This window comes from Burkholderia sp. BDU5, from assembly GCF_001522845.1.
GTDB lineage: Bacteria > Pseudomonadota > Gammaproteobacteria > Burkholderiales > Burkholderiaceae > Burkholderia > Burkholderia mayonis.
Genome location: NZ_LOWC01000159.1, coordinates 201,883 through 225,480, shown reverse-complemented (window position 1 = coordinate 225,480; position 23,598 = coordinate 201,883). Strand labels below are relative to the sequence as shown.

The window sequence follows — 23,598 nt, the reverse complement described above, 5'->3', positions numbered from 1 at the left end:
CGCCGATTCGTTTACTTGCAGTATCTCCTTGCGCGGAGCGACGCGTCGCGAAACGCGCTCGCAAACATCGATAACGACAGGCTGGACGACGCCGGCCGACACGCCGCGCGTCGACATTCCGGGGTGTCCATTCAGAGCCCTATCATGAACAAGCTGATCCGTTGCGGAACTGCGCTGATTTGCGCAGGCCTTTCCGCGTCCGCATGCGCGCAAACCTATGACGGCTCGACCGCGCCGATCGACACGTCCGATTGCCTGGCAGTCACCGGGCAGGCGGAAATCGACGGCGCGATGCAGCAGGTCGTCGGACGCGCGTGCCGGCAAAGCGACGGAACATGGCAGCTCGTCCAGAACGAGGACGGCAGCGTGCTGTGGTATCCCGTCGCCGCGTACCCGTATCCCGATCCGTGGTACTGGGGCACGCCGTTCTTCGTCGGCGCGGACACGACCTTCATCTTCGTCGACCGCTTCCACCACTTCCATCGGTTCCATCATTTTCATCCAATGACGCCAAGCCACATCGGCCCGCCGATGGGCAGCGGCTTTCATCACGGGACGTCGCACGGCCACGGCATGAGCGGATCCGGTGGAATGCTGCGGCACTAGCGCGCCAAACGAACGAAACAGCGCGTATGCAATCTCCCGCCGCGGGCATCGTCCCGCGGAGCGCACCGATCGCGGTTCCCGCGCCGGAACGTGACGAGCGCACGTGACATCCATGTCCTCACGGTACGCGGAAGCGATCGCCGCATCCGGTTTCGTTTCCGCGCGCCGCCTGTCCATCATTTGGGAGGAACCGTATGAAGATCATCACGAGAGGATGGCGTGCCGCCAACGCATCGTCCCGATAATCGATATGAATACCGAATCCAAAATCGATGCGATGAGCGCACACGATCCCGTTCCGTCGTATCAGGCGCGACGCGCGCCGAATTGCGCGGCTTGCTCGAACAGAAACTCGATCAGTTGCCGTACGCGTTTCGGATCGTGTTCGTGCTGCGTTCGGTCGAGGAACTGAGCGTCGACGAAACCGCGAGCTGCCTCGGCATTCCCGAGGCGACGGTGCGCAGCCGTCATTTCCGCGCGAAGAACCTGCTGCGCAAGGCGCTCGCCCGCGAAGTCGATCTGGCCGAGCGCGACGTGCTTGAATTCGGCGGCGGCGATTGCGATCGTCTCGTCGCGGCGGTCATGCGGCGGCTGACGAGCGAATCAGAACGATAGCCTCGGCTGCCGGCTGAGGCGACGCTGCGCAGGCGAAATCACGCGAGACGACGACGATCGAATGCATGCCGTGCGAACGTGCATGCGGGCGCGCGTCACCCGCGTACCGCATGCCGATCGACGAATACCATGCGCGCGGCCGCTCACGCCTTCGCGACGAGCGCCGCGATCTCGTCTTGCCCGAATCCCGCTTCGCGCAAGATCGCGGCGCCGTCCGCGCCGCGCCGCGGCACCGCGCCGGGCTGCGCGTTCGGCGAACCGGAAAACCGCGGCGCAGGCGCGGCCTGCAGCACGCCGTCGCGCTCCGCGTAGACGCCGCGCGCCGCGAGATGCGGATGCGATTTCGCTTCGGCCGGGCTCAGCACCGGCGCGAAACACACGTCGGTGCCTTCCATCAGCGCGATCCAATGCGCGCGCGGCCGGCTCGCGAAAACCGCCGCGAGCCGCTCGCGCAGCCGCGGCCAGCGGCTCGCATCGTATTGATTCCGGAACTCGTCGTCGCCGGTCAGATCAAGCTTGTCGAGAAGCAGCGCGTAGAACTGCGGCTCGAGCGCGCCGACGCTCACATAGCCGCCGCACGCGCAGCGATAGCTGCCGTACCAGTGCGGACCGTCGAGCAAGCCCTTGCCGCGCTCCATCGGCTGAAAACCCGCCGCATGGATCGACAACAGCAGGTTCATCAGATTCGCGCTGCCGTCTACGATCGCCGCGTCGACGACCTGCCCCGTCCCGCGCGAGCGCGCCTCCAGGAGGCCCGCGAGCACGCCCATCGCGAGATACAGCGCACCGCCGCCGAGATCGCCGATGAGCGTCGGCGGCGCGAGCGGCGCGTCGCCCGGCTGCCCCGCGTACCACAACGCGCCGGACAGGCCGATGTAGTTGATGTCGTGTCCCGCCGCATCGGCGAGCGGCCCGTCCTGGCCCCAGCCCGTCATCCGTCCGTACACGAGCTTCGGATTGCGCGCGAAGCATGCGCCGGGCCCGAGGCCGAGCCGCTCCATCACGCCGGGGCGCATGCCTTCGATCAGCGCGTCGGCAGTCTCGGCGAGCCGCAGCACCGCATCGACCGCCGCGGGCTGCTTGAGATCGAGCGCGAGCGAGCGCTTGCCGCGATTGAAGATCGCGCGACGGCCCAGGTCGAGCGGATCGCCGTCGCGGCCGGCCGTGCGCTCGACGAGGATCACGTCGGCGCCCATGTCGGCGAGCAGCATTCCGCAGAACGGCGCCGGGCCCAGTCCGGCGATTTCGACGATTCGGATTCCGTGCAAAGGGCCCATGCCCGCTCCCGTGAGGTTCGATATTTTCGGCGTGATATGGCGTCGCATCGCGATGCGTCGGTCGCGCCGACCGTGGTTCGGCGACGCGACGCAACCTCACACGTCGCACATCACGCGGTATGCGACGCAATTCCGCTCGCCGTACGACGCCCGGCGCACCGCGCGCACCGAAACGTCCGGCTCAGTAGTTGTTCATGATTCAGGTCTCACCCCGAGGGATGAAGCCGACGGTCGATCCGCCCGAGCGGAGTTCGGGCGGATATGAAAGTCTGCGGTGTCGGCATGGAGGTCGGCTTCTTCTTGGTGCGCAAAGCCCGTTCAGTAGAAGGTTTGTCGCTCGGCAGCCATCTTGCGCAGCAACTCCGGCGCGGCGAAGCGCGCACCGTGTTGCGCCGCGAGACGATCGCACGTCGCGACGAACGCGTCCACCCCAATGCCGTGAATATGCGAAATCGGGCCGCCGCGGAACGCCGGAAAACCCCAGCCGAGGATCGCGCCGACGTCCGCGTCGCGGGCCGTCGTGAGCACGCGCTCTTCGACGCAGCGCGCGGTCTCGACCGCCTGCACCGTCACCAGCCGGTCGATCAGCGTCTTCACGTCCGGCTGCTCGGCCGCGACCGGGAACTCGTCCGCGAGCCCCGGCCACAGCGCCTTCTTGCCGCCACTCGCAGGATAGTCGTAATAGCCTTGCCCCGCTTTCCGGCCGAGCCGCCCGAGCTCGACCATCCGTGCGGCCGCTTCCTCGCCGGGCCGCGCGACGTACGCATCGCCGAGATCCGCGCGCGTTTGCTTCGTGATCTTGTGGATCAGTTCGCTCGACACTTCGTCGGTCAGCGCGAGCGGCCCGACCGGCATGCCGGCGAGCAGCCCGGCGCTCTCGATCAGCGCCGGCGCAACGCCCTCGGCGAGCATCGCGAGCCCTTCGAGCACGTACGTCGAGAACACGCGGCTCGTGTAGAAGCCGCGCGAATCGTTGACGACGATCGGCGTCATGCCGATCGCCTTCACGTAATCGAGCGCGCGCGCAAGCGTCTCCTGGCTCGTTTCGCGCCCGACGATCACTTCGACGAGCGGCATCTTGTCGACGGGCGAGAAGAAGTGCAGGCCGATGAAGTTCGCCGGCCGCGCGCTCGCCTGCGCCAACCCCGAGATCGGCAGCGTCGACGTGTTCGACGCGAAGAGCGCGTCCGGCGCGAGCACCGCTTCGCTCCTGCGCGTGACGTCGGCCTTGATCGTGCGATCCTCGAACACCGCTTCGATCACGAGCTCCGCGCCGTCGAGGCGCGCGAAGTCGGTCGTCGCCGTGATCTTCGCGAGGAGCGCGTCGGCCTTCTCCTGCGCGAGCCGGCCGCGCTGGACCTGCTTGTCGACGAGCTTGCGCGAATAGTCCTTGCCGCGCGCGGCCGCTTCGTCGCTCGTATCGATCAGCACCACGTCGAGCCCCGCCTTCGCGCTCACGTACGCGATGCCCGCGCCCATCATCCCCGCGCCGAGCACGCCGATCTTCCGGTAGCGCTGCGTCGGCACGCCCGCCGGCCGCGCGGCGAGCTTGTTCGCTTCGTTCATCCCGAAGAACAGCGTGCGGATCATCGCCTTCGCTTCCGGCGACAGCACCGCCTTCACGAAGTAGCGCGCTTCCGTCTTCAGGCCCGTGTCGAGATCCGTCAGCAGCCCTTCGTACACGCACGACAGGATGCTCGCGACGGCCGGATAGTTGCCGTACGTCTTCTGCCGCGCGAGCGCGTTCGCCGCCATGAACACCTGCTGGACGGCCGGGTGCGTCACCGCGCCGCCCGGAATCTTGAAGCCCTTCGCGTCCCACGGCTGCGTCGCGGTGCGGCGGCTCGCGTCGAGCAGCCACGCGCGCGCGGCGACGGTCTCTTCGCCCGCCGGCACGACCGCGTGCACGATGCCCGCTTTCAGCGCGTCGGCCGCCTTCAGCCGCTTGCCTTCGAGCAGGAGCGGCAACGACGCCTGAATGCCGATCAGCCGCGGCAGGCGCTGCGTGCCGCCGCCGCCCGGCAGCAGGCCAAGCGTCACTTCGGGCAGCCCGAAGCGCGCCTTCGGGTTGTCGGCCGCGACGCGATAATGGCCCGCGAGCGCGATCTCCAATCCGCCGCCGAGCGCCGAGCCCGGCATCGCGATCGCAACCGGCTTGCCGCCCGTTTCGAGCGCGCGCAGCGCGCGGTGCAATTCGCACGTGCGCTCGAAGAGCGTCGCGGCGTCGCTGCTCGCCTGCAGCCATTCGAGGTCGCCGCCCGCGATGAAGTCGGGCTTCGCCGACGTGACGAGAATCCCCTTCGCCGCCGCATCCTGAAGCGCGCGCGCCGCCGCCGCGAAGAACGCCTCGCAGCTTGCGCCGTTCAGCACGTTCTGGCTGCGGTCCGGCAGGTTCCAGGTGAGGGTCGCGATGCCGTCGTCATCGAGCGTGTAATCGATCATGGTGGTCCCCCGTCAAATCCGTTCGATGATGGTCGCCGTGCCCATGCCGGCGCCGACGCACAGCGTCGCGAGGCCCGTGGCCGCGCCGCGCCGCTCGAGCTCGTCGAGCAGCGTGCCGAGAATCATCGCGCCCGTCGCGCCGAGCGGATGGCCCATCGCGATCGCGCCGCCGTTCACGTTGATCCGGTCGTGCGAAATCGACATCACGTCGATGAAGCGCAGCACGACCGACGCGAACGCTTCGTTCAGCTCGTAGAGATCGATGTCGGCCGCGCGCATGCCGGCGCGCTTCAGCGCCTTCTCGGCCGCGTAGCTCGGCCCCGTCAGCATGATCGAAGGCTCCGAGCCGATGCTCGCGAACGAGCGAATCCGCGCGCGCGGCGTGAGGCCCGCGCGCTTGCCTGCTTCCAGCGTGCCGATCAGCACGGCCGCCGCGCCGTCGACGATCCCCGAACTGTTGCCCGCGTGATGCACGTGCTCGATCCGTTCGAGCTCCGGATAGCGCTGGCGGATCACCGCGTCGAAGCCGTACATCTCGCCCAGCTCGGCGAACGACGGCTTGAGCGTCGCGAGCGTGTCGAGCGTCGTCTGCGGGCGGATCGTCTCGTCGCGATCGAGGATCGTGAGGCCGTTCGCGTCGCGCACCGGCACGATCGAACGCGCGAACCGGCCGGCCTGCGTCGCCGCGTGCGCGCGCCGGTGGCTCTCGACCGCGTACGCGTCGACGTCGGTGCGGCTGTAGCCCCACTTCGTCGCGATCGTATCGGCCGACACGCCCTGCGGCACGAAGTAGCTCGGAATCGCGATCGCCGGATCGACCGGCCATGCGCCGCCGCTCGAGCCCATCGGCACGCGCGACATGCTTTCGACGCCGCCGCCGATCGCCATGTCCGACTGGCCGGACATCACCTGCGCGGCGGCCATGTTGCACGCTTCGAGGCCCGACGCGCAGAATCGGTTGATCTGCACGCCCGCGGCGCTCTCCGCGTAGCCGGCCGCGAGCACCGCAACGCGGCCGATGCACGCGCCCTGCTCGCCGACGGGCTCGACGCAGCCGAGCACCACGTCGTCGACGAGACGCGTGTCGAGGTCGTTGCGGTCGCGGATCGCTCGCAGCGCGGTTTCGGCAAGCCGCAGCGGCGTGACGCCGTGCAGGCTGCCGTCCTTCTTGCCTTTGCCGCGCGGCGTGCGCACGGCGTCGAAGATGTAGGCTTCCATGGATCGTTCCTTGGGTCGATGGGGACAGCCGGCTGGGACGGCGGTCGAGTCGGCCGGGTCGCACTGCCGGCCGGGGCGTGCTTGTCGGGTCTTGCTGGTCGGGTCTTGCTCGTCGGCGCTCTTCCGTCGGGACGTTCGGCCGGTCGCCGGCCAGCGGCCTCGTCGACGACCCCATCGGCAGCCCCGTCGGCGAACCAGCCACGGACCGATCGGCGGGCCGATTCGCGCACCGCGCCGAACCGGCGTCGACCGCCCACCCGATACGCTCGTGTCGAGCAACGTGACGAAGCGCCGATCGCCGATCGAACCGTGACGCGCGGCCGCGCCGGGCCGTGAGCCGGCGCGTCACGGCCGCGCCGTCACAGCGTGCGCGCGATCAGCTCCTTCATGATTTCGTTCGTGCCGCCGTAGATCTGCTGCACGCGGGAATCGGCCCACGCGCGCGCGATCGGGTACTCCCACATGTAGCCATAGCCGCCGTGCAGTTGCACGCAGCGGTCGATCACCTTGAACTGCAGCTCGGTCGTCCAGTACTTCGCCATCGACGCGGTGGCCGCGTCGAGCTTGCCCGCGAGCTGCAGCTCGATGCACTTGTCGACGAACACGCGGCCGACCTGGATCTCGCTCTTCAGCTCGGCGAGCGCATGACGGCTTGTCTGGAAGTCGATCACCGCGCGGCCGAACGCGCGGCGGTCGCGCGTGTAGTCGAGCGTCCACGCGAGCGCCGCCTCGGCCGACGCAATCGCGCTGATCGCGATCTGCAGCCGCTCCCACGGCAGCTCCTGCATCAGATAGACGAAGCCGCGATTTTCTTCGCCGAGCAGGTTCCCGGCGGGCACGCGCACGCCGTCGAAGAACAGCTCGGACGTATCCTGCGCCTTCATGCCGACCTTCTTCAGCCGCTTGCCCTTGCTGAAGCCCGCCATCTCCGTATCGACGACGAACAGGCTCGTGCCCTTCGAGCCGCCTTCGGGCGTCGTGCGCGCGACGACGATCACGACATCCGCGTGCCAGCCGTTCGTGATGAAGATCTTCGAGCCGTTGAGCACGTAGTGGTCGCCGTCGCGCACGGCGGTGGTCCGCACGCCTTGCAGGTCGGAGCCCGCGCCCGGCTCGGTCATCGCGATCGCGCCGATCATCTCCGCGCTCGCGAGCTTCGGCAGGTAGCGCGCCTTGAGCGCGTCGCTGCCGTAATGGAGGATGTACGGCGCGACGATCTCCGAATGCAGCCCGAAGCCGAGCCCCGACGCGCCCGCGCGCGCGATTTCCTCGAACAGCACGACGCTGTAGCGGATGTCGGCGCCCGCACCGCCGTACGCCTCGGGCATGCTCGCGCAGTGGTAGCCGGCCTCGCCGGCCTTGCGCCACACGTCGCGGTCCACGTAGCCCTGGTCTTCCCAGCGCTCGTGGTGCGGCATCACTTCGGACTCGATGAAACGGCGGACGGACTCGCGGAACTGCTCGTGCTCTTCGTCGAAGATGGTGCGGGGAATCATGGCGTCTCCAGTGAGTGATCGCATGGCGGCCGGCGTCGGCAACCTGCTGTTTGCGGTATTTGAGCAAGTCCGGGACAATCTGCGTTGATCCAAAACGCCATTTTCTTGATATGAAAAAGCAGCCACGCGGCGCCGGCCGACCGGGGGTCGCGATCCTTCTGCCGCCGCGGCTCCTGGGCGGCTACGTGTTCCTCACGCAGGAAATGCTGCTGCTCGCCGGCACGATGAAGGCGCGCAGCCTCGACGTCGTGAACAGCCGGCTGTTCGACATCGCGATCCTGTCGCACGACGGACGGCCGGTGCAGACGATCGGCGGAATCGACGTGCCGGCGACGGCCGCGCTTCGCGACGCCGATGCGCACGAAGTCGTGATCGTCCCCGCGCAGTTCATGCCCGACGAGCAGATCGACGCGGCCGAGCGCGTCTTTATCGACTGGCTGCGCCGGCGCTACGCGGCGGGCGCGCTCGTCGTCGGGCTCAACGCCGCGCCGCTCCTCGCGAAGGCCGGGCTCCTCGACGGCCGCGGCGCGACCGGGCTGCCGAGCGAGCGCACGCTGTTCGCGCGGCATTTTCCGGCGGTGCGCTACACGCCGTCGAAGCCGCTCGTCGTCGACGGGCGGCTCATCACGGTGAGCGGGATCAATCCGGCCGTCGACGCGTGCGCCTACGTAATCGACTACTGCTTCGGCGCGGGTGTGTCGCAGCAGTTGCTCAAGGTCGCGCTCACGCAGGCGCTGCCGTCGTACGAGCACATGGCCGTGTGGGCCGCGCAGTACAAGCGGCACGGCGACGGGCCGGTGCTCGCGATCCAGGACATCGTCGAGCGCGCGCTCGCGCATCCGCCGACACTCGCCGAGCTCGCCGCGCGCGCGGCGATGAGCGAGCGCACGCTGTCGCGCCGCTTCGCCGCCGCCACGGGGCTCACGTTGCGGCGCTACGTCGCCGTGCTGCGCGTCGAGCTCGCCGCGTTCCTGCTGCGCACGAGCCGGATGACGCTCGATCACATCGCCGACGAATGCGGCTTCGCGAGCGCGAGCGCGTTGAGCCATGCGTTTCTCGCGGGGCAAGGATGCAGCCCGATTCAGTATCGGAATCGGCATCGACATCGGCCGGATGCGCGGCCGGATGTCCGGCGGGACGCGGCGGATGGAAACGCGGCGGGCGGTGCGGGGACGGCCTCGGGCGGCGGGGCGGATTCCGTTTGATGCCGGCGGGCGACGGGCAGTCGACGTTGAGGGACGGGTGGCGTCGTGACCATCGGCCCAACCGCTTTCATCGCCCGCCATCCACTACTCGACCGGATTGAAATATTACAAAAAAAGCAATATAAATAAATCCGATGTAATCACCTTTCGTTTTTCAGCCGTGAGACGCTCCCCATGACGCAACCCACCGCGAAACATCTGATCCTCGATTTGCTGGTCGCGAAGGACGGCGAGCCGCTTCAGGTGCGCGAAGCGATCATCGCGTGCCGGCTGTTCGGCCTCACCGAAAACAGCGTGCGCGTTGCGCTCGCGCGGCTCGCGGCCGAATCGCTCGTTGAGGGCGCGGAGCGCGGCAGCTACCGGCTCGGGCCGTCGGCCGTCGAGCTGTCGGAGGAGCTGACCGCGTGGCGCACCGTCGAGACGCGGCTGCGCCGCTGGAGCGGCGCGTATCTGATGGTGTCGTGCATTTCGCTCGGCCGCGTCGACCGCACCGCCCTCGCGCGCCGCGAGCGCGCGCTCGAGATGCTCGGCTTCCGCGAATGGGACAAGAGCCTGTACGTGCGCCCTGACAACGTCGAAGGCAACGTCGATACCGTGCGCCGGCGGCTGACGAAGCTCGGCGTCGAGCCGGCGGCGGCCGTGTTCGTCGCGATGGGCTTCGACGCTGCCCAGGAAGCGCGCATCCGCGCGCTGTGGGACGGCGAAGCGCTGTCGAACGCGTACCGCACGCTCGGCGCGCAGCTCGAAGACTGGCTCGCGCGCGCACCGGAGCTCGATCTCGATGTCGCCGCGCGCGAGGCGTTCCTGCTCGGCGGCAAGGCGATCCGGCAGGTCGTGTTCGATCCGCTGCTGCCCGAGCCGTTCGTCGATGCGGCCGCGCGCGCCGCGTTCATCGAATGCGCGCGGCGCTACGTCGGCGTGGGCCACCGAGTCTGGCGCGCGTTGTTCGACAGCGAGCGCCCGGCCGCGGCAGCCGCGCCGGGCGCCGCCGCCGTCAGTCGATTGCACTAGCGGGACACGCCGGAGGAGACATCGACATGATAGAAAGAATCCGCATCCGCGATCTCTTCACCCGCGACGAGATCCGCTCGCTGACCGCGCGCTCGAACTGGCGCGGCGCATGGGCGGTCGGCTCGACGTGGGCGGTGATCGCGCTCGCGTTCGCGGGCCTCGCCTATGCGCGCGCGCATTTCTCGCCTTGGGGCTTCGCGCTGGCGCTCGCGGTCGGCATGACGATTCTCGCCGGACGCCAGCTCTGTCTCGGCATCCTCCAGCACGACGCCGCGCACGGTACGCTGTTTCGCACGCGCTGGGCGAACGACGTGCTCGTCGACTGGCTGTGCGCGCGCCCGATCTGGAACGAGCTGCACAAGTACCGCCCGTATCACCTGACTCACCACGCGACGACGTCGTCGAGCGCCGATCCGGATCTGTCGCTCGTGGCGGGCCTGCCGACGACGCGCGCGTCGCTCGCGCGCAAGTTCCTGCGCGACGTTTCCGGCGTGACGGGCGTCAAGTTCCTGATCGGCCGCGCGCTGATGGACGCGGGCGTGCTGAAATGGTCGCTGACGAACGATATCGAGCGCCTGCCGCAGACGGGCCGGCGCTGGTGGGATTATCCGCTCGCATTCTTCCGCACCGCGGCCGGCATGCTGATCACGAACGCCATCCTGTTCGGCGTGCTGTGGGCGAGCGGTCATCCGTGGCTGTATGGCGCGTGGGTGCTCGCGTACGTGACGCCGTTTCCGCTTTTCATCCGCATCCGCTCGATGGCCGAGCACGCGTGCCTCGAAGCGAGCGACGATCCGCTGCGCAACACGCGCACGACGCACGCCGGCTGGCTCGCGCGCGCGACCGTCGCGCCGATTCGCGTGAACTATCATGTCGAGCATCACCTGATGGCGTCGGTGCCGTACTTCCGGCTGCCGAAGATGCACCGGATGCTGCGCGAGCGCGGCTGCGTCGCGCGGCCGCCGTCGTATTGGCAGGTGCTGAAGGCCGTCAGCGGGAAACCGCCGGCGGCTTGAGCACGGCTGCGGGCATCGGCATCGAGCCGATCGCCGGGCGCCGCCGTTCGAGATGCGCATCCGCCGCGCGAACTTCGCGCCCGTGCCGCACTTTGGCCCGATTCGACGACGATCGAGCCCGCCTTATTTACCAGGATAGTCATTTGCGGCCCGAATAATGCGGCGATTCCGCGACGTGCAATGCCGCTCCCATCAACTGTTTCACCTTTTTTCAATATGTTGTTCGGAATCTACGTATTGCAATTGTCGACAGCCATACATTAAAGATCGACATATCGTTCGCGCGCCGAAAAAACGACGCGTCACGATGAATAACAAAATCCATCAGCGCTTCAAATAACGATTTCGATGCCCGGCACTTCGTCGCCGATGCGACCGTCCACGCGCTGTCAAGCTATCCGATGGGGCGCGTGACGGTCGAACTGCCGCGCAACGGGCGCATCTCGCGATGACTCGAAACCAGCCATCGAACCCTCGAATGGTTCGACGGCTGATCTATTTGTGTGGCACAGGCACTTGCCCACACCCAGTGGACAATCTGGGGGTAATCCACGGAATGAGCTGTGCACCCCAAAGTTGTTCCTCGCAGCCCCCGACAATTCATTACCTGTGCAAAGGGTTGCCCGGTCGATACATCCTTGATTCGAAACGAATCTTGGTGCTTGTCCACAGAAAACCATAGCCTTTATTGACTATTACTACGTTTGTATACAAATAAAATACAAAAACACAGACTGTGGCTTGCATGTCTCGTCGCATTGAAGAAGACGCCCAGCCGCAGAAGAGCCGTGCGAAGTTCTGACCGCCACCCGAGCCCCTCGAACGCTCCGCCGCAGCACAGCCGGCAAGCACGCCGGCATGCCGCACTTCCTCACAGCCTCCGACGCCTCGAAGCGCTGCGTCGCCCGCAAAACAAAAAAGGCGTCCGAATCGAACGCCCTTCGCCACAGCCCGAGTCTTTCGACCTCACCCCACCCGCTCTCGCTCGAGCTTCGCCGACACTGCATCGATGCGTCGCCGCACGTACCGCACGAGCGCGCGCCACGTGACCCGCGTCAGCCAGATGCACACGAGCAGCCCGACGATCCCGATCGGCAGCATCGCGAGCCCGTAGCCGAACGCGATGCCGCCGAGCGCGAAGCCTGTCGGCGCGGCGACGCTGACGTGCTGCTTGCCGTTGTCGACGGTAATCCGCCCGCCGACGATCGACACCGAGTTCTCGCCGTTCGTCACCGACAGATGCATGCCGCCGTGGCCGTCCGGCGTCATCTGCACGTTGCCGCCCGCGATGCCGGGAACGTTCAGCCCCGGCGCCGACGCGCCCGTGTTCGCGACCGTCATCTGATCGCCGCTCGCGCTCTTCAGATCGAGTGCGATCACGTCGGCGCGCGCGATGCTGAGCGTGCCGTCCTTGCCCGTCGTGAGCAGCTCGCGCGCGCCGTCGCCCATCGCGTCGATCGACAGCTTGCCGTCCTGCTTGTGCGCGTCGATCACGCCCTTGCGCGTGACGATCGACACGCGGCTGCCATCGTGCAGGTCGAGCACGTAGCGCTCGCCGTCGACGCGCAGTTCCTTCGCGTCGATCAGCGCGCCGGCGGCCGCGGCGCTCGCGCTTTCCGCATCCTTCACGCTCTTGCCGCCTTGCGCCTGCTTGCCGCCCGGCGCGCCCTTGCCGGCCACGGCGCCCGCGACGTCGACCTGCCCCGCGCCGCCGCCGAACGGCAGCACGCCCGGCACAGACGTGCCGAACACGTAATGGCTGCCGAACGCGACGAGCGTGACGAGCCCCGCCACCATCAGCGCGCCGAAGAACACATAGCCCGTCGTCAGCACGAGCATGTACAGCAGGAACGGCACGAGCAGGATCACGTGCAGCAGCCCGAGTCCGGCGATCGAGCCGACGACGCGCATCAGATTGCCGAACGAGCGCCGCTCTTCCCATTGCCGGAAGTTCGCCTGCGCCTTCAGCTCGCGCGCGAGCTTCGCCGGATCGCCGAGCGCGGCAATCACGTCTTCCTCCGCGCGCCCGGCGGCGAGCGCGTCGCCGATGTATTCGCGGTAGTCGGCGACGATCTCGTCGATTTCCCGCTTCGGCAGGCTGCCGAGTTCCTGCCGCAACCGCTGGATGAATGCGTCCTGCTTCATAGCCGTTCCTCTCCGTGCGCCGGCGTGCCGTGCAGCGCCAGCACGCCGTTGACTTCATCGACGAAACTTCGCCACTCGTCCTCCATCTGCCGCAGGCTCGCGCGCCCGGCGTCGGTGATCGAGTAGTACTTGCGCGGCGGCCCCGACGTCGATTCGACGAGGTAGGTCGTGACCCACGCTTCGGCCTGCAAGCGCCGCATCAGCGGATAGATCGTGCCTTCACTGATCTCCATCGTTTCGGCGAGGGTCGACACGAGCTCGTACGCGTAGCTGTCTCGCCGCGCCAGCATGGCGAGCACGCACATGTCGAGCGTGCCTTTCTTCAACTGGGTCTTCATTCCGTTCTGCCGGCGTAGTGTGCGTTGCAAAGTACCGTGTTATGTTCTGCAGCGGTCTGTCGTGCGGGCCGCTGCGAACATGGGCGGACTATAGCAGCCGGTATCGTCCAATGCAAGGTACTGTTTTATGTACGATGGATATCACAACGCGCGATGTGACACCCAAAGCAGGTTCAACGCCGGAACCCCAAATTTGCCGGCCTCGCTCCTGGTGAAGCGCGCCTGAACAAGCGAGCGAGGACATTGACGGAACGATTGGTGGCCAAGCCGACGGCTGGCGTGCCTCAGGCGTGTCGGGCTGGGACAAGACGATGGTGGCGTACCGCTTCTTCGATAACGGCAAGGCCGCCGAGTAGGGTGCAATTCTGGAGCCGCACTGGCCGGCAAACCGCGGGTCTTTGGCCACTGTCTTACGCGATACAGCGAGTAATGTATTTGCATCCGACCCATGTGGCGACTCAACAGGGAAGCTCTTGTAGTACGGAAACGTCCGAATCTCGAGCCCCCAAAGGAACCTCCACATAAATCGGAAATTTCTTAGTGAGGTTTGCGTAAAGCATTGATTTCAATGAGCCGCGACGCCGGGGGAAGCAATTTATGCAGTGCATCCCTCGGTGCATCGACTAATTTAATATCATTACAAATACTTGACATGCTAATTACATCTGATGCAATGTTACGCTGCGTGTAACCTCTTAATGGAAAAACGAGGAAGCACGCGTTATCCGCCCTAAATTCAGTTTCGTTAAAAAGGAGCATCAATATGACGATTTCCTTGGAAAACATAACGAGAATTCATGAATTGACCGCTGGCGAGATCGAGCCGATCGTAGCCAACGTCAAATACGCACAGCGTAATGACGCCGAGGTAGCGCCGGTTGTAGCCAACGTGAAATACGCACAGCGTAATGATGTCGAGGTAGAGCCGGTTGTGGCCAATGTCAAGTATGCGCAGCGTAACGATGAAGAAGTAATGGCTGTCGCCGAGGCTGTCTGAACGGCGCGGTAATGCTCATGCATTGCTGAATCCGCCCCTTGAGCAAGGGGCCTTGGCCTCTTGCTCACTTATCCATGTTTCTCTGTGAACGGAGAGTCGAATATGGTCGCATTGTTGTCGCCGCAATTTGTGAAAGAATTATGGGGTAAGCAAGCGACGGAGCTGGCCATATCGCGGATCCCATTCAATGATAGAGATGTGCTGAGTGCACTCAAGGAATATGCGGTGTGTGCGAACGACATTCGATCGCGCAACGCTCAGTCGGAAGTCATAACCGCTTTCAACGGAAAGCGCACGTCGGAGCCGCGCCCTGATTTCCTTGTGCTTCCCACCGATAACACGCTCGAGGATTATGTATCGAGAATTGGGTGTCTTGCCGGCGACGACGAATGGACGGTCATGTACTATGGGCTGCATGCGGCAAGCCCCATCATCTGGGATGTCGCAAAAGCTTTTTCTGACCAACTCGCCTTGTCAATAGGCTATCGGCCTGGCGGCCGCGTCGATATTGATTGCTTTATCGGGCGATATTCGTCCACCTATATCGGAATCCATGTGGATCATGCGCATAATTTCGGGTTCACCTTGCGCGATGGGAAAACGATGTTTACCTGGCCCGGAACCCGCTCGGATCTCGTTGGCGTGCGATTTCCAGACTATGAATCATTCAAGTCCGAAGGCATTCCGCTTGAGAACAAAACGAATCGAGTAACCTATTTCCCCGAGGACTGGCTTCACGTTGCCGAAACAAAATCCGACGTTTCAGTAAACGTGAATATCGCTTTTTGGGAAACCGGCAACGATTCTCAGCAAAACGCGCACTACGTGAAGAGTCTGCTACAGGCACCCAATCGTACCCGCCATGATGTGCGCTCCTCGGGCATCGCGAGCCTGAACCCCGATGATGAGCTTCTGCTTTCATCCCTGAAGGCCTTACTTGACAGCGCGTCTCTGAAAAGACGAATGATGATTTCTCAACTCATCTCGGATACCAGCAGCCGCCTGAATGTCGGCCGTCCAATCGTCGAAGTCGAAGAACTGGACGATGTCATCGCCCTCAACGCCGTCAGCACCCTGCAGTGGATGCCAATATTGCAGGAGGGGGAGGTTCTGGTCGCGGCCAACGGCCACTGCGGCAGCTTCAGATACAGCCACGCATTGCATGACTTTCTGAATCGCCTGTCCGCCGGCCAGCAAGTGAACATTTTGGATTTATCGAGCGGGAAAGATAGGCTGTTTAACGATGATCTCCTGAGTGTTGCCGCATCGCTGGCGCGGTGGGGAGCGCTTTGATGGGCATCGGAGGTCGATGGGCGCTCGTTTTTATTTGTATCTCCCTGTCGTTTGGCAGCTTCGCCGATGAAGCGGCGCAAGTGACCTTTGCCCTGAGACTGGCCGACAACACTTCCTCGGTATCGATATTGCTCGCCGCCGGTCTCATCGGAGGCATTCTTTCCGGCCCGATCGCACCCATGATCCTCCGGCGGATCGGGCCTAGCAAAACGATTCCCGCGGTATTTCTCCTTCAGGCGCTTCTGATCGCGGCCGCGTCCTTGGCCAATCAATTCTGGAGCTACGTCATCGTGTCAATGGCGCTCGGATCCACCGGGTCCCTTCAGTGGGCGGCAATCATGGTCGCCATTCCAAGCTACACAAACAACGAGCGGCACATCGATCGCGTAAACCGGATTACGCAATCGGTGCGGAACATGGGTTACGTGGGCGGCCCGGCTCTCGGCGGGCTGCTGTACGGCATGGCCCAGCGTTCGCGGGGGCTGTTGCTGCTGGCACTGTTGGTGTTGGTCGCCGCGCCTGTCACCGCACTATGTTTCAAGGTGCTGGATTCTTTCAGTCAAAAATCGGATCAGGCGCCCACGCAAGAAAAGCAGAAGGGACGACTCGACCTGCCCGATCTCTTTCGCACAGCCGGCGTGATCCGTGCGGTAGCCCCGTTGTTGATGACGGTCGTGCTGACATCCACGCTCAATGTGCTGTTGATATTTCGAATTCGCACCGAGCTGCAGTTCAGTGCCGAGATCTACGGATTCGTTATCAGCGCGTTGAGTGTGGGGCTGATCGTCGGTCCCGTGGTTTTTTCCGGGATGTTGGCGAGATTCGGCGATGCCGCCGGTGCCTCGATTGCCGCCAGTATTATCGGCTTCGGCATTTTATGGCTCGCATTGAGCGACGCGGCATGGATCATCATGTGCGCCGCGTTTCTGATCGGATCGGCAAACGGCATCCAGAACGCGCTCACGGCAAGTTTCATGATGAAGGCGATTGATCCGCAGCGGCGTGTCAACCTAATGCCGGCCTATATATTTTGCATCCAGACTTCCGTATTTCTCGGCTTCCTGAGCGCCGGCATGATCAGTACGGCACACGTGAGCATGGCACTCGTGGCTGTTGGAGTCGCAACGGCGATCATCGGCGCATGCGGCTTCGCGTTGAATGTCAAAAACCGACCAAGCATGGTTACAAAAGGAGCTTAGTGATGGATGGTATAGGGCGCTTCGGATCGAAGCCAAACGATACGAAATCAATCAAGCTGCAAGCCCCTTTGGATCGCATCGTGACATCGGGCATAGCGGATCTCAGAGTCAGCCATTACTATTTCGACGAGCCGTTATTCGACGAGTATGAATTGACGACAGTCCGTGCGACATGGGATTTTTCCGCCGCGGAATCCATTGTCCGGGATGGATACAATATTCTCGATCTAGGCTGCGGCGATGGTCGGCTGCTCCTACACCTCGCCGAAAAATTCTCGCTGAAGGAGAGCTTTGGCATCGACATCTCCCCGGTCGCCATCGATCGCTTCAATGCGTCCATCAATCACAGCCACGTTCATGCGCTCCAGGGCGACATATTTGATCTGCCGACGCCGATCACACAACGACGCTTCGACGTCGTTACGTTTGGCGATGCGACCGTCAATTTCATTCTGGACGACGATAAGCTCGAAGTGCTGTTGCGTAGCGCGAAGGCACAGTTGCGCGACTCCGGATCGAGGATCATGGTCGCCGTCTTCGGTGACGGAACACCCGAGCGTCTTTCGTTCATGGACAAACGATGCACAGTGGTGCCATTTCGGCGGAGCAACGGGGAAGCCGCGCTCATCTGGTGGGCCTACAAATACGACAGCGACAAGCTGATCATGCATCGATCGGTCTTTGCGCAATCGGGACGGAATGAAAACGGGAATATCGAAGGAGTCGTATGCGATCTTCGAGACCGGATGTGGACGCCGTCGACGCTCGTCCCCATCGCGGAGGCCAGCGGCCTCACGGTCGAAAAAGTGATCGCATCCGAAGTGCAAGACGGGACCGCCGTGGGCATGGCAACGGCAATTGTCATACTGAAATCGACTTGAGCCACCATGAGAACAGATCCGATTCGACCAAACTTTTATCAGGGTACGGGGGGATATGCCTGGCAGCTCGCCGAATATCTCCAGGGCGACCAGGCTGACAGAAATGGCAGCTACACGCTCAGCAAGTCAATGCCACCGGAATTGCGAAACCCGCTCGCAACCTGTCCTGAATTCCTGGCTCCAGACCGCTCGGTCAGATGGTCCAAGTCAGTGCGCATTACTCGCAATACGTCTCGGCTTGTCGGTGCACGGGGGATTCGATCATCGCTTGTCGTGGTTGCAAGTGCGCAGGCGTTTGGAGGGTTTCGCCATGAAGACGTTCAGGCGCTCGCGGAAGGGACAACAGTGGGCGCGTTGCCGAGTATGGAAATCAATGGCGTGGTGCATGAAGCGGCCACGCTATTGGTCGCACTATATCGACATGGGTTCATCGAGACTGACCAGGAGTTCCCGGCATCTCCTCCGGTCCGCTATATGATCGAACCCACCTGCATCGTTGCCGACGCCCCCGGGATCGGACGCGTAGCCATCAACCAGCTTAATGGTCGAACAATTCGATTGAGCGAAGCTTCTCAAGGTATCTTCTCCCTGGACAAGCTTTTGAACGAGATACCGAAATCACTGCACCCGAACATCGTCCACTTTGTGGAAGCAGGCGTGATGCGATTGATTTCTGGAGGGAACGCCCGTGCACATGATTAGACCCGGAATGGGTACCGAGAACAGCGCCAGCCTGATCTCGGCGCTTATCCGCATGACCCGCCCCGCAACGGTGGTCGAGATAGGTGCCGGCGACAGCACGATTTTCATCGCGAAGGCGCTCCAGCAGACGCGGCAGGATTGGCAACACGACAAGGATTTACTGGATGCCTCGACATGGCAGGAGCGCAGCGCACTTCTGGATCCGACTGGAATTCCCGATATCTATCAACCCAGGCTGATCACCATTGACGACTTCACGGCCGAAGGTTCCTCGGCCGAAGAAGCATGGGATGCATTGAAGAATCACGATGTCGACAGGAGCCTCGTTACGTTCGTCAAAAGCAACTTCTACGCACTCGACGACGCCACCATCGCTTCATGGGGAGCGATAGACATCGCGTGGATCGATGCGGGCACGCCGGCCGACGATGTTCGCTTCGTCGCAGCGCTTTGGGAACACATCGCGCCTGGTGGATACCTGTGCCTGCACGAGCCAACCATGTTGACCACCGTCAGCATGGAGGGCGCACAACGCGTTCGCAGAGTCAGAACGCCGATCTGGGAAGAGCTGTTTCGCAGGCTGGACGATTCATTCGAGCTGATAACACTGCCGGAGTTGCACAAATACCGCCAGAGTGGGTTGGGTATCGTCCGGAAGCGTCAACAAAATGAACGCGTGCTCCGTTCTCAGACGCTGCAGTCAGAGCTTGTCGAGTTGGGGGAAATTCCAATTCGCAGCAGCTATTTGCCGATTGGCGAGGAGGCGTTGAGCCAGCGTCTTCGCAAAGACGCCATTATTGCCGCGATGACGTCGCGCGAAACACGCTCCGTTTATGCTGCGATCGCCCTCGGTGCCGATCGCATTGCCGATATCGTGGAGAAAGTCGGCATCGATACGAAGGCTGTCAGCAAAATCGTGACCCGGTTGCTGAGCATCGGCCTTATTCAGCGAGATGACAGTGGATTTTCGGATGTCGACACCGTGTGGAAAGAGATTGCCGATCGACAGCATCGTAGCGCTGACGATTTGAGCGATAGACAGCTGGAAACGGATCTCGCCATCGAAAAGATCGCGACGGCTTTCGCCCCGGATACCCAATACACCGAATCGGAGATATCCAAAATCTGTCAGTTGTTCACAACAGATTACGCCCGGCTGAGGCGATATCTGGTCGATCGCGGTGTGCTGCAACGTCAAGATAACGTATATCGACGAGTTCTATCGCAATAAGCCGGACGGCATTCAACTGATTGCTAGTTTTTTGAGTTACCCAAATCGGTTTGCGAGTCGCACTGGGACTGGATTTCCGGCCATGCCTCATTGCGCCCCCTCAGGTGGCCCGATTACGCCGCCCCCGAATTGGCTCTATAACGACGCCCGCTGACACCAGCGCCTTCGCCAGTTCAATGCCGAGCGCGTCCTGCAGAATGCGCAGGCTCGGGCATCACGAGCAAGAAGCGCAGCAGCATTGGCCTACCGGACTTTGAGGCTCGATAGCTTTGCATTCAGGCCGATCAAGGCAAAGCAACAACAAAATCGACCTGGACGCACTCGTAGAGGGAATTGATGGAAATTTCTGGGGTTCCGGCGTAGAACCCCAAAAGGGACGGACCGCGCCTGCGATGTGTGCGCAAGGCCGCGCAATGCGCGCGTCGCCAGCGTCTTCCGCTCAGAACGCAGTTTGAATTGATCGACAGCGCACACAGCGCACGCGTCGGGCGATTTAGCCGATAGTGGCAGCCTGTCCATCCATTCGACCAAGCGAGAAGCGACACATGTCGGCGGCAAACCATAACGGCTCGACGGAATTCGACTACATCGTGATCGGCGGCGGCTCGGCCGGCTGCGTCGTCACGCACCGGCTCGTCAAGGCCGGGCATCGCGTGCTGCTGCTCGAAGCCGGCCCGCCCGACAATTCGTTTTTCGTCCGCACGCCCGCGACCTTCGTGCGCGTGATCGGCACGAAGCGGACCTGGGTCTACGAGACGGAACCGCAAACGCATGCGGCCGGCCGCCGAATGCACGTGCCGCAGGGCCGCACGCTCGGCGGCGGCAGCTCGGTGAACGCGATGGTCTACATCCGCGGCACGTCCGCCGATTACGACGGCTGGCGCGACGCCGGCTGCGACGGCTGGGGCTGGAACGACGTGCTGCCGTTCTTTCGGCGCGCCGAGCACAACCAGCGGCTCGCGGGGCCGCTGCATGGCGTCGACGGGCCGCTTCACGTGAGCGACACGCGCTTTCGCCATCCGCTGAGCCAGGCGTTCATCAAGGGCGCGCAGGAATTTGGGCTGCCGTACAACGACGACTTCAACGGGGCGTCGCAGGCGGGCGTCGGTTTCTATCAGACGACGACGTTCGAAGGCCGCCGCGGCAGCACGGCCGCGACGTATCTCGCCGCAGTCAAGCGCGATCCGCTGCTGACGATCGAGACCGACGCGTTCGTCACGCGCATCGTGTTCGAGAACGGCGCCGCGGTCGGCGTGCGTTATCAGGCGCGCGACGGCGAAGAACGGCTCGTTCGCGCGCGCGCCGAGATCGTGCTCACCGCGGGCGCGCTCGCGAGCCCGAAGCTGCTGATGCTGTCGGGCGTCGGCCCGGCGGATCAACTGCTGCAGCACGGCATTCCGGTCGTGCACGATTCGCCCGAGGTCGGGCTCAACTTCCAGGACCATCTCGAAGTGTCGCTGTACGGGCGCGCGCGCGAACCGATCAGCCTCGCCGGCCAGGATCGCGGGCTCAATGCGCTGCGTCACGGCATTCAGTACACGATGTTTCATACGGGGCTCCTCACGTCGAACGTCGTCGAAAGCGGCGGCTTCGTCGACACCGCGAACGGCGGCCGTCCCGACGTGCAGTTCCACGTGCTGCCCGTGCTCGTCGGCGACGTCGGCCGCGAGCCGCTCGCCGGACACGGAATCTCGGTCAATCCGTGCTTCCTGAGGCCGAAGTCGCGCGGCACGGTGCGATTGCGCAGCGCCGATCCGCACGCGCCGATCCTGTTCGACGGCAATTTCCTCAGTCATCCGGACGATTTCGCGACGCTCGTGCGCGGCCTCTTGCTCGCACGCGAGATCATGCGGATGCCGTCGATGTCGAAGGTGATCTCAGGCGAGATACTGCCGACCGACGGCGGCCGCGTCGATCTCGACGCGTACGTGCGCTCGCACGCGAAGACCGTCTATCACCCGTCGGGCACGTGCCGGATGGGCGGCGATCCCGCTTCGGTCGTCGATTCGCGGCTGCGCGTGCGCGGCGTCAGCGGACTGCGGATCTGCGATGCGTCGGTGATGCCGTCGCTCGTGTCCGGCAATACGAACGCGCCGACGATCATGATCGCCGAACGCTGCGCGGAATTCATGCTGTCGCCGGCCGGCGCGTCGAATGCGCGCGCGACGGCGAGCGTGCGGCTAGCCGCGCCGCTGCATGCGGACGACACGCCCTGAACGTCACACGTTCGCAAGCGTTACGTCATCACGTATTCACGTATTCACGATCAATTCAAGGAAACCTCAGCAATGCATACGTTCAACGACAAGGTTGCGTTGATCACGGGCGGCGGCACCGGCATCGGCGCCGCCGTCGCACGCAAGTTCATCGAAGCGGGCGGCAAGGCGGTGCTGCTCGGCCGCCGCCGCGAGTTGCTCGAAGCGGTGGCGAAGCCGCTCGGCGGCGCCGCGATCGCCGTCGCGGGCGACGCGGCCGACGCGCGCGACGTGCAGCGCGCGCTCGCCGAAGCGCGCGCGGCGTTCGGACGCGTCGATGTGCTCGTCGCGAACGCGGGCGGCCACGGCGTCGGCAGCGCGCTCGACACCGACGACGCGTCGTGGGCGCAATCGACGCGCGTGAATCTCGACACCGCATTCGTCTGCGCGCGCGAGCTGCTGCCCGAGCTGATCGAGCGGCGCGGCAACATCGTGATCCTGTCGTCGCTCGCCGGGCATTTCGCAGGCCCGAACGTCGTCGGCTATGTGACGACGAAGCATGCGCTGATCGGACTTACGCGCTCGCTCGCACGCGACTACGGCCGCGTCGGCGTGCGCGTGAACGCCGTGTGTCCCGGCTGGGTGCGCACCGCAATGGCCGACGAGCAAATGGATGCGCTGCGCGATGCGCACGGGCTCGCGACGCGCGAGGACGCCTACAAGCTCGTCACGCGCGACGTGCCGCTCGGCCGCCCGGCAGAGCCCGACGAAGTCGCCGACACGGTGCTGTATCTGGCTTCGCCGTATGCGTCGATGATCACGGGCACGTCGCTCCTGGTCGACGGCGGCGCATCGGCCGTCGATCTGCCGACGATCGAATTCGCGCGCTAAGCGCGCGACCACTCGAAAAACACGTCTTTCCGAGGACCTTTCCGATGAACGACAAACCGCAGGACTGGAAAAACTACGAAGACTTCGCGGCCGGCATCGACACGAACCGGCTGCCCGCGACGCAAGCGCTCGCCGGTCGCACGTTGACGTTCGAGCTGCCGAACGGTGTGCTCGCCGCGAATTTCGTCGACGGTCATACGCTCGCATGGCGCCGCGGCGACGCGAGCGACACCGACTGGTACGAAGCGATCGAAGTCGCGCCCAACACGTTCTTCGTCGACGTCACGTTCAAGAGCCGGCCGGCCGAAGCGCTGACGCTCGTGTTCGATACCGCGACGCGGCGCGTGCTCGGCATCCTGTCGCGCATCCGCAGCCGCGAGGAGGCGGGCGCCGCGCCGCGCGTCGCGCAGGATTTCCTGGTCGGCACGCTCGCGGGCGACGAAGCCGACGCGGGCGCATCCGCCGCCGAGCCCGCCGAGACGCGCGACCTGATCGGCACGCGCACGCTGAACGTCTACAGCCCGCACCACACGTACGAGCACACGTACCTAAGCTCGACGCGCTACTGCTGGCAATGCCTCGTCGGCGAGCAGCGCGGCCATGGCGACGTCGATCTCGCGACGACCTACAAGTTCGCCGACGACCTCTATGTATTCACGTTCCGCGAATTCCTGATTCCGGTCGCGTCGGTGTTCGTCTTCAACTTCGCGGCCGGCCGCTCGACGGGCAAGTTCCTCGGCGAAACGGGCGACGGTGCGATCGCGAACCATCCGGCCGGCTCGTTCATCCGCAAGCTGTCGCAGACCGTCTATCCGGACGATGCGCAACCTGTCTGAGAAA

General features: G+C 64.2%; 19 protein-coding genes and 1 pseudogene. 14 read left to right on the top strand and 6 right to left on the bottom strand.

Features of this window, described 5'->3' with window-relative positions:
• The first annotated feature begins 144 nt into the window (after positions 1–144).
• Both WS69_RS26090 and WS69_RS33805 read left to right on the top strand, forming a co-directional pair.
• Entirely contained in the window at positions 145–606 is a 462-nt protein-coding gene (locus tag WS69_RS26090; protein ID WP_059473584.1) for a hypothetical protein, read from the top strand.
• A gap of 318 nt (positions 607–924) precedes the next feature.
• Positions 925–1,221: pseudogene (locus WS69_RS33805) on the top strand (sigma factor-like helix-turn-helix DNA-binding protein); the annotation flags it as partial.
• A 143-nt stretch (positions 1,222–1,364) separates the two neighbouring features.
• On the opposite strand, the gene WS69_RS26080 reads toward WS69_RS33805, so the two are convergent.
• The 4 genes from WS69_RS26080 to WS69_RS26065 form a co-directional block, all read right to left on the bottom strand.
• Positions 1,365–2,498 carry a CaiB/BaiF CoA transferase family protein gene (locus tag WS69_RS26080; protein ID WP_059473528.1) on the bottom strand — a complete coding sequence of 378 codons (1,134 nt, stop codon included), beginning with the start codon at positions 2,496–2,498 and terminating at the stop codon, positions 1,365–1,367.
• Between the two features lie 318 nt (positions 2,499–2,816).
• A complete protein-coding gene (locus tag WS69_RS26075) occupies positions 2,817–4,940 on the bottom strand; it encodes a 3-hydroxyacyl-CoA dehydrogenase NAD-binding domain-containing protein (RefSeq protein WP_059473527.1) in 2,124 nt (707 codons plus the stop codon).
• Between the two features lie 12 nt (positions 4,941–4,952).
• Positions 4,953–6,158, bottom strand: coding sequence for an acetyl-CoA C-acetyltransferase (locus tag WS69_RS26070; protein WP_059473526.1), 1,206 nt, complete (start codon positions 6,156–6,158; stop codon positions 4,953–4,955).
• Positions 6,159–6,517: 359 nt separating this feature from the next.
• Complete coding sequence (locus tag WS69_RS26065) at positions 6,518–7,654, bottom strand: acyl-CoA dehydrogenase family protein (protein ID WP_059473525.1); 1,137 nt, start codon at positions 7,652–7,654, stop codon at positions 6,518–6,520.
• Between the two features lie 110 nt (positions 7,655–7,764).
• Between WS69_RS26065 and WS69_RS26060 the strand changes: the two genes are divergently transcribed.
• The 3 genes from WS69_RS26060 to WS69_RS26050 all read left to right on the top strand — a co-directional run bounded on the left by WS69_RS26060 (position 7,765) and on the right by WS69_RS26050 (position 10,886).
• On the top strand, positions 7,765–8,859 hold the full coding sequence (locus WS69_RS26060; protein WP_059473524.1) for a GlxA family transcriptional regulator: 1,095 nt from the start codon (positions 7,765–7,767) through the stop codon (positions 8,857–8,859).
• Between the two features lie 174 nt (positions 8,860–9,033).
• A complete protein-coding gene (locus WS69_RS26055) occupies positions 9,034–9,870 on the top strand; it encodes a PaaX family transcriptional regulator C-terminal domain-containing protein (protein WP_059473523.1) in 837 nt (278 codons plus the stop codon).
• 26 nt (positions 9,871–9,896) lie between these two features.
• Positions 9,897–10,886 carry a fatty acid desaturase family protein gene (locus WS69_RS26050; RefSeq protein ID WP_059473522.1) on the top strand — a complete coding sequence of 330 codons (990 nt, stop codon included), beginning with the start codon at positions 9,897–9,899 and terminating at the stop codon, positions 10,884–10,886.
• A gap of 966 nt (positions 10,887–11,852) precedes the next feature.
• Here WS69_RS26050 and WS69_RS26045 read toward each other — a convergent pair.
• On the bottom strand, positions 11,853–13,031 hold the full coding sequence (locus tag WS69_RS26045; protein ID WP_059473521.1) for a DUF1700 domain-containing protein: 1,179 nt from the start codon (positions 13,029–13,031) through the stop codon (positions 11,853–11,855).
• A complete protein-coding gene (locus WS69_RS26040) occupies positions 13,028–13,369 on the bottom strand; it encodes a PadR family transcriptional regulator (protein WP_059473520.1) in 342 nt (113 codons plus the stop codon). The genes WS69_RS26045 and WS69_RS26040 overlap by 4 nt, the downstream gene beginning before the upstream one ends.
• 763 nt (positions 13,370–14,132) lie before the next feature.
• On the opposite strand from WS69_RS26040, the gene WS69_RS26035 reads away from it, so the two are divergent.
• The 9 genes from WS69_RS26035 to WS69_RS25995 all read left to right on the top strand — a co-directional run bounded on the left by WS69_RS26035 (position 14,133) and on the right by WS69_RS25995 (position 23,594).
• Positions 14,133–14,366: a hypothetical protein gene (locus tag WS69_RS26035; RefSeq protein WP_059473519.1), complete on the top strand. Its 234-nt coding sequence runs from the start codon at positions 14,133–14,135 to the stop codon at positions 14,364–14,366.
• 102 nt (positions 14,367–14,468) lie between these two features.
• Positions 14,469–15,659 carry a hypothetical protein gene (locus WS69_RS26030; protein WP_059473518.1) on the top strand — a complete coding sequence of 397 codons (1,191 nt, stop codon included), beginning with the start codon at positions 14,469–14,471 and terminating at the stop codon, positions 15,657–15,659.
• Positions 15,659–16,858 carry an MFS transporter gene (locus WS69_RS26025; protein ID WP_059473517.1) on the top strand — a complete coding sequence of 400 codons (1,200 nt, stop codon included), beginning with the start codon at positions 15,659–15,661 and terminating at the stop codon, positions 16,856–16,858. The genes WS69_RS26030 and WS69_RS26025 overlap by 1 nt, the downstream gene beginning before the upstream one ends.
• A 2-nt stretch (positions 16,859–16,860) precedes the next feature.
• A complete protein-coding gene (locus WS69_RS26020; protein ID WP_226382790.1) occupies positions 16,861–17,739 on the top strand; it encodes a class I SAM-dependent methyltransferase in 879 nt (292 codons plus the stop codon).
• A gap of 6 nt (positions 17,740–17,745) precedes the next feature.
• Positions 17,746–18,441 carry a hypothetical protein gene (locus WS69_RS35125; RefSeq protein ID WP_231747221.1) on the top strand — a complete coding sequence of 232 codons (696 nt, stop codon included), beginning with the start codon at positions 17,746–17,748 and terminating at the stop codon, positions 18,439–18,441.
• Between the two features lie 7 nt (positions 18,442–18,448).
• Positions 18,449–19,672, top strand: coding sequence for a DUF2087 domain-containing protein (locus WS69_RS26010; protein ID WP_082716484.1), 1,224 nt, complete (start codon positions 18,449–18,451; stop codon positions 19,670–19,672).
• Between the two features lie 545 nt (positions 19,673–20,217).
• Complete coding sequence (locus WS69_RS26005) at positions 20,218–21,888, top strand: GMC family oxidoreductase (protein ID WP_059473513.1); 1,671 nt, start codon at positions 20,218–20,220, stop codon at positions 21,886–21,888.
• A gap of 72 nt (positions 21,889–21,960) precedes the next feature.
• Positions 21,961–22,758 (top strand): SDR family NAD(P)-dependent oxidoreductase, encoded by a 798-nt coding sequence (locus tag WS69_RS26000; RefSeq protein ID WP_059473512.1) that lies wholly within the window; start codon positions 21,961–21,963, stop codon positions 22,756–22,758.
• Positions 22,759–22,802: 44 nt separating this feature from the next.
• On the top strand, positions 22,803–23,594 hold the full coding sequence (locus WS69_RS25995) for a molybdenum cofactor biosynthesis F family protein (protein WP_059473511.1): 792 nt from the start codon (positions 22,803–22,805) through the stop codon (positions 23,592–23,594).
• Positions 23,595–23,598: the final 4 nt, after the last annotated feature.

Excerpts from the sequence above, each read along its gene's own strand:
- WS69_RS26000 (WP_059473512.1), top strand. The coding sequence starts at position 21,961 with ATGCATACGTTCAACGACAAGGTTGCGTTGATCACGGGCGGCGGCACC.
- WS69_RS26080 (WP_059473528.1), bottom strand. The coding sequence starts at position 2,498 with ATGGGCCCTTTGCACGGAATCCGAATCGTCGAAATCGCCGGACTGGGC.
- WS69_RS26070 (WP_059473526.1), bottom strand. The coding sequence starts at position 6,158 with ATGGAAGCCTACATCTTCGACGCCGTGCGCACGCCGCGCGGCAAAGGC.
- WS69_RS26055 (WP_059473523.1), top strand. The coding sequence starts at position 9,034 with ATGACGCAACCCACCGCGAAACATCTGATCCTCGATTTGCTGGTCGCG.
- WS69_RS26090 (WP_059473584.1), top strand. The coding sequence starts at position 145 with ATGAACAAGCTGATCCGTTGCGGAACTGCGCTGATTTGCGCAGGCCTT.
- WS69_RS26030 (WP_059473518.1), top strand. The coding sequence starts at position 14,469 with ATGGTCGCATTGTTGTCGCCGCAATTTGTGAAAGAATTATGGGGTAAG.
- WS69_RS26065 (WP_059473525.1), bottom strand. The coding sequence starts at position 7,654 with ATGATTCCCCGCACCATCTTCGACGAAGAGCACGAGCAGTTCCGCGAG.
- WS69_RS26005 (WP_059473513.1), top strand. The coding sequence starts at position 20,218 with ATGTCGGCGGCAAACCATAACGGCTCGACGGAATTCGACTACATCGTG.
- WS69_RS26020 (WP_226382790.1), top strand. The coding sequence starts at position 16,861 with ATGGATGGTATAGGGCGCTTCGGATCGAAGCCAAACGATACGAAATCA.
- WS69_RS26010 (WP_082716484.1), top strand. The coding sequence starts at position 18,449 with ATGGGTACCGAGAACAGCGCCAGCCTGATCTCGGCGCTTATCCGCATG.
- WS69_RS26045 (WP_059473521.1), bottom strand. The coding sequence starts at position 13,031 with ATGAAGCAGGACGCATTCATCCAGCGGTTGCGGCAGGAACTCGGCAGC.
- WS69_RS35125 (WP_231747221.1), top strand. The coding sequence starts at position 17,746 with ATGAGAACAGATCCGATTCGACCAAACTTTTATCAGGGTACGGGGGGA.
- WS69_RS26025 (WP_059473517.1), top strand. The coding sequence starts at position 15,659 with ATGGGCATCGGAGGTCGATGGGCGCTCGTTTTTATTTGTATCTCCCTG.
- WS69_RS26075 (WP_059473527.1), bottom strand. The coding sequence starts at position 4,940 with ATGATCGATTACACGCTCGATGACGACGGCATCGCGACCCTCACCTGG.
- WS69_RS26040 (WP_059473520.1), bottom strand. The coding sequence starts at position 13,369 with ATGAAGACCCAGTTGAAGAAAGGCACGCTCGACATGTGCGTGCTCGCC.
- WS69_RS25995 (WP_059473511.1), top strand. The coding sequence starts at position 22,803 with ATGAACGACAAACCGCAGGACTGGAAAAACTACGAAGACTTCGCGGCC.
- WS69_RS26050 (WP_059473522.1), top strand. The coding sequence starts at position 9,897 with ATGATAGAAAGAATCCGCATCCGCGATCTCTTCACCCGCGACGAGATC.
- WS69_RS26035 (WP_059473519.1), top strand. The coding sequence starts at position 14,133 with ATGACGATTTCCTTGGAAAACATAACGAGAATTCATGAATTGACCGCT.
- WS69_RS26060 (WP_059473524.1), top strand. The coding sequence starts at position 7,765 with ATGAAAAAGCAGCCACGCGGCGCCGGCCGACCGGGGGTCGCGATCCTT.